Here is a 15,917-nt window from a genome sequence, read left to right as displayed (position 1 = left end):
AATAGGCTCCTTCCTAAGGTCCATGAACCTATTATAGAAATAAGATTTTTATATGTTAAAAATTTTATAAATCTATCAAACCATTTGTCGAAATACTCCGTTTACTAAAGTGAAAAATAAAAACATATAAATGTGAGGTGTAGACAGATGAATAAAAGAAGATTTAGAAGTGTTTTTTTTGTAGCTTTTCTGCTTCTTATCATTCTACCTGCAGCAGTTTTTGCTGCTGGTAATGAGAAAAAGGGGAATGAAGCGGAGACTGGCTTTGACAGCTACATTACGAATAATGCTCTGGCCATAAGTCCGGATGAAAAAACTGCAATTGTTTCGGATAGCAGAGAGTCATCGCTTCTTGTCTATGATTTAGTTAAAGGTAAAATGCGCAAAACAATCAACGGCTTTGTTACACCACGAAATATTGTATTCATTGACAACGGAACACAGTTTGTTGTCTCAGACAGTACACTCGGTACTTTGCTGTTTTTTAATACAAAAACATTAAAGCTTGAAGAGGAAATAGTAGTTGGACCAGGTGCATTTGGAACAGCAGTTAGCCCTGATCAGCGCACCATGTATGTAAATAATCAAGCGCATAGTACCGTCACGGTTGTGAATCTTGAAAAACGGAAGCCAGTTGAAGTTATCACAGGATTTGCGCAGCCGCGTCAAGGAATTACTGTCTCAAAAGACGGGAAAAGCGTATTTGTAACAAATTTTGAAGGGGATAAGGTGTCTGTTATTGATGCTCCTACTAATGACATTGTCCGCGAAATTACCGGCTTTTCGAAAATCCGCGCTATATCCGTTAGTGCTGACGGAAGCAAGTTATATGCGGCAAACAGCGGACGTAACAGTATTTCTGTAGTAGATCTCACTAAAGGAGAAAATATAGATGAGATAGCTGTTGGCCAGGAGCCCTACGGTGCAGCCCTTTCTCCAGATGGCAAGTGGCTTTTTGCTAGCAACAAGGCGGATAACACGTTGAATGTTATCACTGCTTCTGATAACCAGGTAATTGGAACAATCAAAGGCTTCTTGGAACCGCGGCAAGCCATTGTTTTCAGCTCTGATTCTGCCCGTGCTTATGTCCTTAATCGTGATTTATCCATTTCTCTTGTTGATGTGAAGAGTCAAACGATTATAGATACTATTCACGATGGTAGTCCCAATAAATTGCAGGTGTTACATTCAGAAGAGGCTGGAAAATACTTGGCGGATCAGAATGGTATGACATTGTATTATTTTAAAAAGGATACACCAGGGGTGAGCAATTGCTCAGGTGATTGTTTAAAAATATGGCCGCCGTTTTATGCTGATTCTATAAAAGCTCCTGCTGGTTTCCATAAAAATGATTTTAAAACCATTATAAGACAAGATGGACAGAAGCAGACAACCTATAAAGGGTACCCGCTCTACTATTTTGTGAATGATCAGCAGCCAGGTGATATAAAAGGACAGGGTGTAAAGGATGTGTGGTTTGTTGTCAATAAGCACTTCCTGCAGGAAAGGGAATAGGTCATTGGTTGATTTGGAAGAAAGTATAAGAGAATTTCCATATCTTATAACAATTTTCCCATGGTCTTTTGCCCGGTTTAATGAAGGATTCTAAGGGTATAACATAGCGAGGAGGGATACCATGAAAAAAATCTATTCTATTTTAGCTGTTATTTTGCTTGTATTAATGGCAGCTGGCTGCAGCTCTAATGCAGACAATGAGAAAACTGCCAAAGATCAATCGGGAACAACTGAAACCCAAACAGAAGGTGAAAAGCCAGAGAGTCAGAGTGATGAAGAAACAGCAGACTCTAACGAAGACGTGTCAAATGAGCTTTCAAGCGGCAGTGAAAAAGTGATTACGGTGTTAGAAAAGTTAAAGACTAACTTGGAAACTAATGCGGAAAACTCAGAGGTCATCCAAACAACCGGCAAAGACCTAGAAGAAAGCTGGGATGCCATAGAAAAGAATGTAGAGAAAAATTATCCAGAAGACTACGAAAATATTGAAGAAAGTTTATATCCTCTCATTAGTGAAGCCCAAAAAGACAAGCCTGACACCACAGCGATAGAGAAATTAATGAATGAAACAAAGGAAAAAATGGAGGCATTTAAAGAAAAGATAGGATCATAGATTTGGAATTTCGGGGGCAGTCCCCATGCCATCAAGTTAAGATGGATTACTGGATTAATTAAGTATTTTTATAGTATCCTTCCATTAAGAAATGCAATGGAAGGATTTTTATATTTTGTGAATTCCTGAAACACATTTAAGATTATTGTTCCATTATTTCTTTGGGAGAGTTGGCTTTTTACTTTATTATGTCCAATAACGGTCCTACGACTTCCACCGGGTCTTTTTCGCCATTGAAGATGTTGTTGGATGCGCTTAAAAGTGGAGCCTCCCCCGCCCGTTTGGCTCAGTTCGTAGCTTTGGCGGCGGCTGAAAGGATCTCCCGTTTCAACCTTCAAAATGATTTCAGTGTTGTGTTCCCCGTAAACTAATTCTCAACCAATTTCTTCCCGCTTATTTTCAAATTGAATTTTTTTAACCGACGAGTGATATAGGATTGGGAGACACCCAGTTTTTTGGCTGTTTTCCAAGTGCTATTCGTTTCGTTATAGGTTTTCATTATAATGTTTTTTTCAATCTCTTCTAAATAGATGGGTAAACTTATTTCTTCTACGTTTTGAAGCAGTATTTGCCGGGACTGCTGAAGGGGGAAATCACTTGGTAAATCTTCTATATCAATTTTTGGCCGATCAGAAGTAATCACTAATCTCTCCATTAAATTTTCAAGTTCCCGAACATTTCCTTCCCAGCTGTAATGGTATAAGGTATCCATTAAGATTTTGGATAAAGTATGTTGACGGCCATATTTTTTGTTAAATTTACTTAAATAAAAATTCAAAAGTGGAATAATATCTTCTTTTCTTTCGCGTAAAGGTGGAATTTCCATAGGAAGGATATTTAAACGATAATATAAGTCCTTACGAAAGGTTCCTTCTTTGATGCGTTCCAGTAAATTTACATTGGTGGCTGCAATAATTCGCACATCCGCTTGTTGAACTTGGTTATCCCCAATCATCCGATATGTCTTGTTTTGTAAAAATTGCAGAAGCTTTGATTGTAGATGAAAAGGGAATTCCCCGATTTCGTCCAGAAACAAAGTTCCCTGGTCAGCCGCGGCAATTAAACCGAGTTTTCCACTCGCATTGGCTCCTGTAAATGCCCCTTTTTTGTACCCAAATAGTTCAGATTCAATCAAAGATTCCGGAATGGCACCGCAGTCTAAATGAATAAATGGTTTATTATTACGGCTGCTCAACTGATGAATTTGATAGGCAAAGGCAGTTTTCCCAACACCTGTTTCTCCCGTTAACAGAATGGTTGTTTCGATATCAGCAACCTTTTGAGACCATGCAGAAATATGCTGGGTAGCTTTGCTTTTTCCAACATAGAATTCTTCATTTTGCTGGTTTTTTTGCAAGATTAGTTGGCGAATTTGCTGCTTATACCGTTGTAAAATCAACTCGATCTTTTCTAATTCACTTGATTGATTGAAAGCTTTGGTTAATTCTCTTGCATGGGTAACGATATATTGGATATCCCCGTTCTCGTCAGGAATATAGTCACTGGAAACAAGGGTAGGAATATTATTTTGAGTGATCTGGGTGGTACTTATAAACTGTTTTTGTTCGATCACAAGCCTTGCCGTAGAAGGTGAAAATAAACCCCGTTTTTCCATTTCCATCACATTTTGACCAATCAATTCATCGATTTGTATCGAAGAAAAATTTTCATAAACTGCTTGATTTACAAACAATACATTCCCTTTGTTATCAAGAATCCAAATAGGATCCTTTAATGTATTTAATATCTTTAAAAATAATTCCTCATCAAATTTCTGAAAAACCTTTGTTGTCAAAGTGTTTCCCCCATTTATTAGTAATTTTTCAATGTGATGGAAAGTTATAAACTTTCAGTATTTCCAATTCGGAAACGACTCACTTTTGAGCTCTATATCAGAAACTATAGCATAGTATAAGGCGTAATTGTACATTTTTCGACATAAATTGAATCTAATTAGAATCAATAAGTTGAAATAGAATTATAAATCAATGTGAAATTTTTTAAAGGTGCTGATTTGTCTGCGTTTTGAGGTTGGCATGAATCTTGCTAATTATAAAGTGTACAAAAATATAAGGATACAAGGGGGAGAGCGACTTGGATCATTTACTTAACAAAACCGTAAAAAACTTTAAAATTTCTGCCATCCGTGAAATCGGAAACAAAGTGGCAAATGATCCGTCTATTATTAACTTTACAATTGGACAACCAGATTTTGTAACACCGTATTCCATTTTAGAAGCAGGGAAACGTGCAATTGAAGCACACCAAACTGGTTATACACATAACGCAGGTGTGCTTGAACTAAGACAAGCTACTGCAGACTTTGTAAAAAGACGGTACCAACTAAATTATCGGCCAGAGGATGAAATTTTAATTACTATGGGCGCAAGCGAAGCGCTGGATATTGCTTTCCGTTCGATCTTAGAGCCGGGTGATGAAGTTATTTTACCAGCACCTATTTATCCGGGTTATGAACCGCTTATTCGTATGTGCTACGCAACACCAGTGTTTGTGGATACTCGTAAAAATAATTGTAAAATCTCTGCAAAATTAATTGAAGAAAATTTAACTGAAAAAACAAAATGTGTTGTTTTACCATATCCATCAAACCCTACAGGTACTATTTTAAACACTCAAGAGTTGGAAGAAATTGCAGACCTGTTAAGAGGCAAAGATATTTTTATTATTTCAGATGAAATCTACAGTGAACTAACATATGGAGTGAAACATATTTCAATCGCTTCATACCCAGAAATGAAAGAGCAATGCATCGTCATCAATGGTTTATCAAAGTCCCATGCCATGACAGGGTGGAGAATTGGCTACACATTGGCACCAGCGTTCGTCACTGAAGAAATGTTTAAAGTACATGCTTTTAACTGTGTATGTGCAAGTTCAGTCAGTCAATATGCTGCTATTGAAGCATTAAAGAATGATTTGCCGGAAGTAGAAGAAATGCGTCAACAATATGAACTTCGCCGCAATTATGTTTATAAACAAATTACCGATATGGACTTAGAAGCCATTAAACCAGATGGTGCATTCTACTTATTCGTTTCAATTGAGAAAACGGGATTAAGCTCAAACCAATTCATAAACAAACTAGTTGATGAAGCGAAGGTTGCTGTTATTCCGGGTTATGGGTTCTCTGAATATGGCGAGGGGTACATCCGTATTTCGTATGCCTGTTCCATGGAGAATCTGGAAGCGGGCATGAAGCGTATGAAACCGTTTGTCGAAACTTTATTAAAAGTAGAGGAGGTAAGTTAATTTGAAACCATTACATTTTCTAGCGTTTATTCCGGTTGTGGGTTTTCTAATTGGTGTACCTTTAACGAATCGGATTGAACCCTATGTATTAGGGCTGCCTTTTTCAATGTTTTGGATTGTTTTGTGTGTCGTTATAAGCTCCATAACTGTTTTGGTTATGTATAAGTTCGATCAACATGATGAGGAAGGTGTAGAATGAATATTTCTATAACGATTATGATTGCCTTTGTGATTGTCTGTATGTATTGGGCGATCAAAGCAGGTAGAGGTAAAAATGGGAATATGGAAGAATGGGCATTAGGCGGGCGAGGCATGGGTGCTATCATTACTTTCTTCTTATTAGCTGGGGAGTTTTTTACCGCCTTCTCCTTAACTGGATTAGTGGGACTGGCCTATAATAGTGGAATTGCAACGCTTTATATCATGACGTATATTTCGATTGGCTGCGTTCTTGGTTATTTTCTATTACCAAAAATCAGACGTTACGGTAAAGAGCATCATTTAATCTCGCAAGGTGACTTTTTTGAGAAGAAATATACTAGTCCGTTTTTAGGAAAACTTATTACAATTGTAGGTGTAGTGGCAATTATGCCAATGATTGTAATGGCACTAAAAGGGTTAGGTCTGATTGTGTCTGTTGCTTCTTACGGGGCAATATCTTCTACAACAGCCATTTGGATTGGAAGTATGATCGTTGTAATCTATACATTAATTTCGGGACTCCATGGTTCTTCCCGAGTAGCTTTGATAAAGGATGTTCTTACGTTTGGCGTGCTGTTATTTTTAGGTCTGTACTTCCCATTCCATTATCATGATGGTATTGGATCAATGATTAAAGAGGTTTCTGAAGTGAAGCCTCAAGTATTATTCTTTCCAGATGCAGGTCTAAGTCTTGTATGGTTTATCTCTTCCATCGTATTAATGGCGTTAGGAGTATATATTTGGCCACATACATTTTTATCAGCATTTGCTGCAAAAAGTGACAAAGCCCTTCGTAAAAATTCTATTTTAATGCCGTTATATTCATTAATGCAGTTATTTTCATGTTTTGTCGGATTTGCGGCGATCTTAACGATTCCGAATCTATCAGGAGCGGAAAGTGATTTGGCATTAATTAAATTAGTATTTCAAACATTTGATCCATGGTTTGTAGGATTAATTGGAGCAGCAGGATTACTTGCATCTTTAGTACCATGTTCAGTCATGCTCATTACAATTGGTTCAATGATCACTTCTAATATTTATATACCGTTGAAACCAAACATTTCAGCTCGTAAGCAAATGAATATTGCACGATCTTTCGCAATCGTTGCAGCGATTATTAGTTTATACTTATCATTACATTCAAGTGGTGCACTCGTGCTGCTGCAATTACTTAGCTATAACTTTATCATACAGCTTTTCCCATCTCTTATTTTTAGTTTAATGAAGAAAAACTTTGTTACGAAACAAGGTGCAATCAGTGGTATTGTCATTGGTTTATCAATAGCATTATTCTCAGCAGCGACAGGCACAACTGTGGCAACATTATTCCCGAATTTACCTTCATTTATTTTAGACATTAACAATGGTATATATATGTTAATCATAAATGCAATCGTAACGGTAATTGTCAGTCTTGTAACTCAAGAGTCAACCGCGGAAAGTAAAAGTTTAAAAAGTGAGGCTATATAATATGAAAGTTCAAAACTATGAATTAGCGAAAAAACTACGACACGAATTGCATCAACATCCTGAACTTTCTAATGAAGAAGTTTGGACAAAACAACATTTAATGAAATTTTTGAAAACGAATACAAAACTGAAACTTGTCGATAAAGGAAATTGGTTTTATTGCGTCTATCGAGCTGGAGCAGGTAAGTCAAATATTGCGTTCCGTGCAGATTTCGATGCACTTCCAATGGATGAAGTCATTGAACTGCCATGGGCTTCTCAATTCCCTGGAAAAGCACACAAATGTGGTCATGATGGCCACTCTGCAACACTAGCAGGGTTTGCCCTGGAAATCGATCAAGAGGGTGCGGATAAAAACATCTTTTTCCTTTTCCAACCTGCTGAAGAAACAGGAGATGGTGCGATTCAATGTGTGGATTTCATTAAAGAAGAAAATATTGATGAAATTTATGCTTACCATAATATGAGTGGTGTCCCTTACAAGACTGTAGGGATTATGGATGAGACGATGATGTGTGCATCTAAAGGGATGACGATTCATCTGGAAGGTACCCCAACCCATGCCAGTCAGCCTGAATTGGGGATCAATCCATCATTCGCAATCGGTAATATCCTTGGAGCGATTCCTGAATTCACCTCTCCGGAAAAAAATAAAGGACTGATCCTATGCACAGTTGTTCAAATCGATGTAGGGGAAAAAGCTTTTGGTATTGCTGCATCAAAAGGAGATCTTCGTATGACCATACGTGCTCTTTACGATGAGGAATTGGATCGACTTCAAGATAACCTTGAAAAATTTACGAGAGCCCAGGCGGAAGAATTCGGATTAAAAGTAAGCTTCCAATATAATGATGAATTCCCGGAAACGTTCAATCATAAGGAAAGTGCAGATAAAATTCGTTTGGCTGCAAAATCTAAGGGAATGGAGTTAATTGAACTGAAAGAGCCCTTCCGTGGTTCTGAAGACTTTGGCCACTTTACAAAGCTAACAAAAGGTGCATACTGCCTCATTGGAAATGGAAAAGAATATCCACCTGTTCATACGTATGAGTATGACTTCCGTGATGAACTGATTGAGTCGGGAGTTGAACTATTCAAGGGGTTAGCAAAATTGTAACATGATTATTGGACGATTTTTAAGCTGAACGAAATCAAACAATTTGTTCAGCTTAAAACCAGTCCCTATTTCTCCTTCATATGAATATGTTATCTTGCTAGGCTGCGGCTTCATAATACTTAGCTCCTAATTCACACATTCTATTATATTATTTATTGAAAAATCATTTGGACGGCAATATTCGTCATGATTCTTTGTGATTAAAAGGGAGAAACGTTGATATATAAGGAATTACACAAAAATCAAATAAACGTTTGTATGACTGACAAAAATTGCAGCTGCCACACAAAGAATCCCCTTTAGTAGTGCGTAATTTAGCATTTTTAAATAAACGTTTGTTTGGTGGGGAGACTTAAGAATTTTGCCGAATGGCTTCTATATTTGTCTTCTATATAAGTTCTTCAGAGTATTGTTTGTGACCCCTAGACTTTTGAAGTCCTTCAATCCCATATGTTTCATAAAGGTATTTCCTCTTTCGTATAGTAAATGGGTCAACATTATAATGATGCTTAAAATCACGTGCAGAATACTCTCTAGAATCAAAAGCCAAAATAAGCTCATATTTTTCCTGAACTAAAAAGCCCTTCTCTTAGCCATAATAAACCCCCAATAAAGTAAACAGATTTTTATTATTTCATCTGTCTACCTCATTGAGCATATTATACAATTTAATTGGTGCCTGACACCCGATTTTTCTATTTGATGCTTTGTTATTATGGTTTCATTGAGAGGATTCAGATTATATCAGTTGGCTCATTGGCCAAGAAATGAAGCATCGAAAAGGGACAAGCACCGTGTAGTGGGACACGAAACCTGTCCCTGTGTCCCACATGGGAACGGTTCTTTTGTTTCATTGATATAGAGGTAGATAAGAGGTAGGGGCAAGAATCTTCTGCTTCATTTTATTTATATAGAAGGATATTAATTTTACTGTTTACTACTTTTAGAAAATTGGATCAACTTGATGTCCAATTGCTGTATAATAAAAGTGATTATCAAAGTGATTTAGGTTTAAAGGTAACAAAGGGAGGCTAATGCCTTGGGGCGGTATATCAATAGGAAATTACCAGAACCGTTCTTTTGCTTCTTTACGATTAAGGAGGTAGCTTTATGGATCTTTGTAAGATGTTTAATTATTCCATTGAAAGGTATTCCCACAAAACGGCGGTTGTGGAGGGAAATCGAAGATATACCTATCAGGAGCTGGGTTTAGAGGTTAATGCTGTGGCATCTTCTTTACATAGGCTGGGTGTGAATAAGGGAGACCGGATAGCGGTACTTATGAAAAATCGTTTGGAGATGGTTGTCTTATTCTGGGCGATACAAAAGCTGGGTGCCATTTTTGCACCGATTAATATTCGACAAACTCAAGAGATTGTTCATTATTGTTTAAGCGATTTAGAGGCGAAGTTTGTCATATATGATAACTCCTCCGTGTATTTAATTAACAGAAAAAGATTTATTGAGCGGCCTCTGTTTATTAATATAGATGGAAATGGAGGTGACATCAATTACCAGGAGCTGGTCAAGCAGCCCGCAGGCGTCTTCCAGCCAAATCAAATCAATGAGGATGATCTATCGGTTATTCTATATACATCTGGGACTTCAGGCAATCCCAAAGGTGTTCCACGTTCACATCAAAATGAGTATGCTGCAACATTTGCTCACATCTTCCAATGCCGCTATCAGTGGCATGATACCACACTAGGGGTCATGTCCCTCTATCATACCATGGGGCTCAGGTCTCTTATTAGTATGATGTTGTTAAATGGTACCTTCGTCATTTTACGAGATTACGACCCGTATGATGCTGTTCAGTTAATAGAACAAGAGAAAATAAGTGTCCTTTATTTATTCCCTAATATGTTTCATGATATAGCTGCTTTGCCCGAAACCAAAAGATATAATTTTGATTATCTGCATACAATTGTGTACGCAGGTGCTCCGATGTCCAATAATTTAATTCATCTATGCCAGGATGTTTTTCAACCAAGGCATTTTGTTAATCATTATGGCAGTACTGAAATCTATACATTTACCTTTTGTGACCATGTTAGTGAGAAACCCGGTTCTGTCGGTAAGCCCGGTATCCATCAGAATATAAGAATAATAGAACCTGATGTCCATAGGGCTAAATCACCGGATGATACGGTTCAAGACGGAGAAATAGGAGAAATTATTGTGCATCTAGGTTCTCCGGAGTCTTTTAGTGGCTATTGGAATAAGCCTGACGCCACCAAAAGAAGTGTTAAGCAAAATTGGTATTATACTGGTGATCTAGGGTATAAAGATGCAGATGGTGATCTATTTGTGGTAGGCCGTATGGACGAAATGATTATCTATGCCGGGGAAAATATTTATCCGCTGGAGGTCGAATCTGTTTTGTTTGAACATCCGAAGGTCAAGGAGGTAGTGGTTACTGGCGAGCCTGATGAAAGATGGGGACAGGTCGTAATTGCCCACATTGTTCCAAGTGATTCATCTCTAACAGCTAATGAATTAGACCTGTTTTGTAAAAGGCATCCCAAGCTGTCAAACTTTAAAAGACCGAGAAAGTACACCTTTCAGTCATCGTTTCCAAAAACGACGGGTGGAAAAATTCTACGCAAAAAATTAAACACTAATTTTTAATGATTGATGGTTCAGTTTTAAAATCTTATCATATGAGCAAAATTTTAAAAGTTAGCATGTTGGGAGGTTGGGCTTTGCCAAATTTGTTAATTGTTGATGATGAATATGAAAGCCGTTTATCCCTTCGAGAGTTTATCCAATCCAGTGAATATAATTATTTTTCCGTACATGAAGCAGAGACGTATGAAAAAGGACTCTTAATGCTTAAACAGTTAAAACCATCTATTCTAATAGTAGAAATTTCATTGCCAGATCATTGTGGTTTAGACCTGGGAGAAAAGGCATTACAGTGGGACCCAGGAATTTCCGTCATTATTCTCACTCAGCTAAAAATATTTGAAAATGTACAAAGAGCCATAAATCTAGGACTTTCGGCATTTCTGTTGAAGCCAGTATTAAGAAGTGAACTGAAACGAATATTTGAAAGAATCATTGTGCATAGTCTTTCCAAAGAAACGAATCAATTAATTGGAAGAAATGAAGTGCACGTCAAACCCGATTTTGCAAATCCAATCGAATCATCGATTCAGTATATTCAAAAGCACTTTAAAGAACCCATCACGTTAAATATGGTAGCCGATTCCGTCTATTTAAGCCCATCCCATTTCAGCCGGTTATTCAAGGAGGAAATGGGGGTCACTTTCATTGAATATTTGACCTCGTATAGGGTGGAACAATCGAAGTCATTACTTAAAATGACATCGCTGCCAATTGAGGTTATTGCCCATCAAATGGGTTTTACAACGGCAGGGTATTTTGCCACTACATTTAGAAAAAGTGAAGGCTGCACGCCATCCAAATATAGGAGTCTTTTCGAAGCGGGGTAAATCTAATCATTAGATTTACCCCTTTTTTAGTAAGATTTTAAAATTTATAATGGGAAAAAATTAAAACCAGAATATTAAAAGTATTTCTATAATTTGAATATGCAGAAGAGGGGTGAGGGGCTTTGATAATCACTGAATTAAAACGATGTATACAAAACAAAAATAAAGCAATCCTAGCCACCATTATTGATAAAAAGGGCTCATCCTATCGCCAAGTTGGCGCAAAAAGTCTAATTCTCGAAGATGGAACAACCATTGGAGTTCTAAGTGGCGGATGTGTGGAACAGGATTTATTTGAACATTCCAAGGAAGTATTTGAAACAGGTGAACCGAAACAGATTGTGTATGATTTAAGAAATGACGAACAGGCACCCTGGGGATTAGGGGTAGGGTGTAACGGAGAAATAACGATATGGCTTTCCCTTATAGATCCAATCAATAAGAAAAGCGAAGCCGAGAAGGTGATGGACATTTTCAATCGGCACTATTCAAGTACCGAACCATTCACGATAGGTACGGTAATAAATTCAAATCATCATGGGGATATTCCCCCGGGATATATTTTAGACGTTAATGATTTGGATTGTTTTCACCCTTTTCGTAACGAGACCACTCAATTGAATGGAATTTTAGAAAATCAATCCGTGAATGTGGATGGAAACGCCGTGAGTGTGACTCTTTTTTTGGAAACGGTTACACCGGCACCAAGTATCATCCTATTCGGAGCGGGGCCAGATGCATCGTCATTAACCAATCAACTGAAATTATTACATTGGCATGTAACAGTGGTTGATCATCGTCAAGGTTATCTAAACAAGGACAAATTCTCAAATGTTGATGAGTTGAAATTAGTATCGCCTAGGGAATTTCCAGCGGAGATGAACATCAATAAAAATTCCTATGTGATTATTATGACTCATCATTACGAACAAGATTTGGTTTATCTAAAAGGATTAGTTCAGCGGGATCCCGCTTATATAGGTTTATTAGGTCCAAAGAGAAGATTTCAAAATTTAAAAAAGGATCTTCAGGCGGAAGGGGTATACATCCCAGAATATTTGGAAGAGAAAATCCACACGCCAATTGGGCTCGATATCGGGTCTGAAACACCCGAAGAAATAGCACTAAGTATCGCGGCTGAAATCATGTGTCACAAAAGTGGTGCAAGTAACCAGTCGTTGAAATGGAAAAGAGATTCGATTCATACTACCAGCTTTGAAAGTCCAATTTGTCAATTGAAGGTATTGGTTTAATGGTGAAAAAGGAAATTTGGAATGTGGTATTGGCAGCAGGAAATTCAACAAGGATGAGGGACTCTCACAAATTACTTAAGAAAATCGAGGAGGAAACTATCCTTCGATATTCTGTAAAAAAGGTAATTGTTAGTAAAGCTGCTAACACACTCGTGGTGTTAAATCATAAATTTCTCGAATTGGAGAATGAAATTGCCGATTTGCCGGTATCGATTGTCTGGAACCATGTTTCCACACTTGGTATAAGCAGTTCCCTTGCACTGGCGATACGAAGTCTTCCGCAAACCTGTGATGCGGCTATGATTCTACTTGCTGACCAGCCGGAGATAGAGGTTGAAGTCATGAACGAAGTTCTTTCAACCTATCTCTGTTCAAAAAAACCCATGGTATTGACCTCCTATCAGGGAAAGATTAGACATCCTATTTTATTTGACAAGTTGTTTTTTAAAGAGTTAGTCACACTAAAAGGCGACCAAGGGGCTAAGTCTATCATAAATGCAAATAAGGAAAAAGCTCTTTTACACGTTGTTCAAGAACCGGCACCAGAAGATATTGATACATTTGAGGATTATATGAATTTACTTAAAAGGAGGCAGAACATTGAGCTATATAGGAAAACCAATAAAACGTATTGAGGATGCAAGATTGGTATCCGGTGAAGGAACTTTTATTGATGACCTTTCGCCATTGCCTAATATTCATTATGCAGCGATTCTAAGAAGCCCCCATGCACATGCCAGAATTAAAAAGATTCATAGTGAGGAGGCAGCAAAACTGCCAGGGGTCAAAGGTGTTATAACGGGTGAGGAAGTAGCAGCGTTGACAAGACCATTCCCGGTCGGTGTAAAGGCTCCAGTTAAATACTACCCTATCGCGGTAGATAAGGTTCGGTTTGTAGGAGAAGCGGTTGCAGTCGTTGTCGCGAAAGATCGTTATATCGCCGAGGATGCCCTCACTTTAATAAAGGTGGAGTATGAAGCGTTAGACCCTGTTGTGAATATTGAGGATGCTCTTTCTCCTGAATCGGCTGTTCTCCATGATGAGGTGGGGAGCAACATTGTCAATCATCGCTTTTTTAATTATGGAAATGTAGATGATGCCTTTAAAAATGCTGATCACGTTATTAGTAAAAAATTCTCGTTCCCGAAGGTTAGTGCCACCCCTGTTGAAAATTACGGGGTAATCGCTAACTATACGAAAAGTGAGGGAGCCTACACGATTTGGTCCAACTTTCATGGCCCTTTCACGCTTCATTCTGTTATGACTGCCGCTCTAAAGGTACCAAGTAATAGACTTCGAATTATTACACCTAAAGATATTGGGGGCAGCTATGGGATTAAATCGGGTGTATTTCCCTATATGGTGCTGATGGGGGTCGTTTCAAGAATTTTAAACCTTCCGGTGAAGTGGATTGAAGACCGTCAAGAAAACCTAATGGCAAGTTCAAGTGGTACCGATCGTGTTAGTTGGATTGAGGCTGCAGTGAAAAAGGATGGAACCATCATTGGATTAAAAATGAAATATGCAGACAATGTCGGAGGCTATATTCGCGCCCCGGAACCTGCCTCCTTATATAGAACCCATTCGAATGCAACCGGGGCTTACCGGATTCAAAATGTGGAAATCGAGGCTATTGCGGTTGTTACCAATAAAAGTCCAACCGGCCTGATCAGGGGCTATGGCGGTCCGCAGCATTATTTTCCACTTGAGCGAATGATGCAAATTATTTCAGATGAGATCGGCCTTGATGTGATAGAGGTAATAAGGAAAAATTTAATCACTAAAGAAGAATTCCCGTATCACACGGCCACTGGTGGAATCTATGATAGCGGTGATTATCATAAGGCCTTGAATCTAGCACTTGAATCTATTGATTATCAAGGATTTAAGGTTAGGCAAAAAGAGGCCTGGAAGAATGGTAAATATTTAGGGTTGGGGTTTGCCTGTATAGTTGAGCCGTCCGGTTCCAACATGGGCTATATCACACTTGCATTGACACCAGAGGAACGGTCGAAATCATTGCCGAAATCCGGTTGTTCAGAGGGTGCCACGGTTTCCATCGATCCGCAGGGCGGCATCAGTGTACGGATTAGTACGGTCCCAACAGGTCAGGGGCATGAAACCGTTGCTGCCCAAATTGTTGCAGACGCCCTTGGGGTCGATCCTATTACTATCCGGGTGGTGGCTGAATTAGACACTTTGACAAGCCCATGGTCCGTAGCATCCGGAAGTTATTCCTCTCGGTTTGCTCCAATTGGATCAAGTGCCGTTTATCAAGCAGCCCAAAAGGTGAAATTAAAGTTACTTGAAATAGCGAAGAATCAGTTAAACACAACCCTCGATGAACTTGTTATGGATAATGGCAAGGTACGCATGAAGAAAGACCCTGAACAAAGTATATCGATTAAAAGATTAGTAGGTTTAGCTCATTGGAATACGGAAGGTCTTCCAATCGGTATGGAGCCAGGCGTTCACGAGACCGCATTCTTTACTTTATCTGCTGCAAAGTCACCAAACGAAATGGATATCGTCAATGGTTCCGTCACATACGGATTTGTCTTTGATGCTGTTGAAGTTGAAGTGGATATTGATACAGGAGAAGTCAAAATCCTAGACTATACTACGATTCATGATGCTGGTAAGCTATTAAATCCAAATATTGTAGAAGGACAGATTATGGGCGGATTAGCGCATGGACTGGGTGCAGCCATGTATGAGGAATTAGCCTATGATGACAGAGGCCAGTTTTTAACAGGCAGTTTCATGGATTACCTGTGTCCGACGGCGACAGAAATCCCTAAGGTGACCATTAAACATATTGAAACACCTTCTCCATTAACTCCGCTTGGAGCAAAGGGTTTAGGGGAAGGAAATACCATGAGTGCTCCAGTCGTTATTGCAAATGCCGTAACAGATGCTTTGAGACCTTTTCATGTATCCATTGACCAGCTTCCATTATCACCAGACCGGATTTGGTCAAAAATTCACAATGAAAATACAGTAAAAATTTAACCGAA

Annotated in this window: 12 protein-coding genes; 11 read left to right on the top strand and 1 reads right to left on the bottom strand. The window is 38.5% G+C overall.

The window, feature by feature from the left end; all coding sequences use genetic code 11:
* Positions 1–147: 147 nt before the first annotated feature.
* Positions 148–1,515 carry a beta-propeller fold lactonase family protein gene (locus tag A6749_RS29375; RefSeq protein ID WP_066389113.1) on the top strand — a complete coding sequence of 456 codons (1,368 nt, stop codon included), beginning with the start codon at positions 148–150 and terminating at the stop codon, positions 1,513–1,515.
* Between the two features lie 121 nt (positions 1,516–1,636).
* The gene (locus A6749_RS10495; protein ID WP_066389111.1) at positions 1,637–2,128 is read left to right on the top strand and encodes a hypothetical protein; all 492 of its coding nucleotides are present in this window, start codon (positions 1,637–1,639) and stop codon (positions 2,126–2,128) included.
* Positions 2,129–2,495: 367 nt separating this feature from the next.
* Here A6749_RS10495 and A6749_RS10490 read toward each other — a convergent pair whose 3' ends face one another.
* Positions 2,496–3,923 carry a sigma-54 interaction domain-containing protein gene (locus tag A6749_RS10490; RefSeq protein WP_066389109.1) on the bottom strand — a complete coding sequence of 476 codons (1,428 nt, stop codon included), beginning with the start codon at positions 3,921–3,923 and terminating at the stop codon, positions 2,496–2,498.
* A 299-nt stretch (positions 3,924–4,222) separates the two neighbouring features.
* Here A6749_RS10490 and A6749_RS10485 point away from each other — a divergent pair, with 299 nt between their 5' ends.
* The 9 genes from A6749_RS10485 to A6749_RS10445 all read left to right on the top strand — a co-directional run bounded on the left by A6749_RS10485 (position 4,223) and on the right by A6749_RS10445 (position 15,912).
* Positions 4,223–5,398: an aminotransferase A gene (locus A6749_RS10485; RefSeq protein ID WP_066389108.1), complete on the top strand. Its 1,176-nt coding sequence runs from the start codon at positions 4,223–4,225 to the stop codon at positions 5,396–5,398.
* A 1-nt stretch (position 5,399) separates the two neighbouring features.
* Positions 5,400–5,597, top strand: coding sequence for a DUF3311 domain-containing protein (locus A6749_RS10480; protein ID WP_066389107.1), 198 nt, complete (start codon positions 5,400–5,402; stop codon positions 5,595–5,597).
* The gene (locus tag A6749_RS10475; protein WP_066389106.1) at positions 5,594–7,072 is read left to right on the top strand and encodes a sodium:solute symporter family protein; all 1,479 of its coding nucleotides are present in this window, start codon (positions 5,594–5,596) and stop codon (positions 7,070–7,072) included. The genes A6749_RS10480 and A6749_RS10475 overlap by 4 nt, the downstream gene beginning before the upstream one ends.
* A gap of 1 nt (position 7,073) precedes the next feature.
* Positions 7,074–8,189 carry a M20 metallopeptidase family protein gene (locus A6749_RS10470; RefSeq protein WP_066389104.1) on the top strand — a complete coding sequence of 372 codons (1,116 nt, stop codon included), beginning with the start codon at positions 7,074–7,076 and terminating at the stop codon, positions 8,187–8,189.
* A 1,110-nt stretch (positions 8,190–9,299) separates the two neighbouring features.
* Complete coding sequence (locus A6749_RS10465; RefSeq protein WP_066389099.1) at positions 9,300–10,820, top strand: class I adenylate-forming enzyme family protein; 1,521 nt, start codon at positions 9,300–9,302, stop codon at positions 10,818–10,820.
* A gap of 74 nt (positions 10,821–10,894) precedes the next feature.
* Positions 10,895–11,647 (top strand): response regulator transcription factor, encoded by a 753-nt coding sequence (locus A6749_RS10460; protein WP_153043021.1) that lies wholly within the window; start codon positions 10,895–10,897, stop codon positions 11,645–11,647.
* A gap of 122 nt (positions 11,648–11,769) precedes the next feature.
* On the top strand, positions 11,770–12,900 hold the full coding sequence (locus tag A6749_RS10455) for an XdhC family protein (protein WP_066389097.1): 1,131 nt from the start codon (positions 11,770–11,772) through the stop codon (positions 12,898–12,900).
* The gene (locus tag A6749_RS10450; RefSeq protein ID WP_066389092.1) at positions 12,900–13,535 is read left to right on the top strand and encodes a nucleotidyltransferase family protein; all 636 of its coding nucleotides are present in this window, start codon (positions 12,900–12,902) and stop codon (positions 13,533–13,535) included. Before A6749_RS10455 ends, A6749_RS10450 begins: the two co-directional genes overlap by 1 nt.
* Positions 13,501–15,912, top strand: a complete 2,412-nt coding sequence (locus tag A6749_RS10445; protein ID WP_066389089.1) for a xanthine dehydrogenase family protein molybdopterin-binding subunit — start codon at positions 13,501–13,503, stop codon at positions 15,910–15,912. Before A6749_RS10450 ends, A6749_RS10445 begins: the two co-directional genes overlap by 35 nt.
* The last annotated feature ends 5 nt before the right edge of the window (positions 15,913–15,917 follow it).

The sequence above is a fragment of the Neobacillus mesonae genome, from assembly GCF_001636315.1.
In the GTDB taxonomy this organism is placed as follows: Bacteria; Bacillota; Bacilli; order Bacillales; family Cytobacillaceae; genus Neobacillus; species Neobacillus mesonae.
The sequence above is the reverse complement of the archived record's forward strand: the minus strand, read 5'-3'. Positions and strand labels throughout refer to the sequence as shown.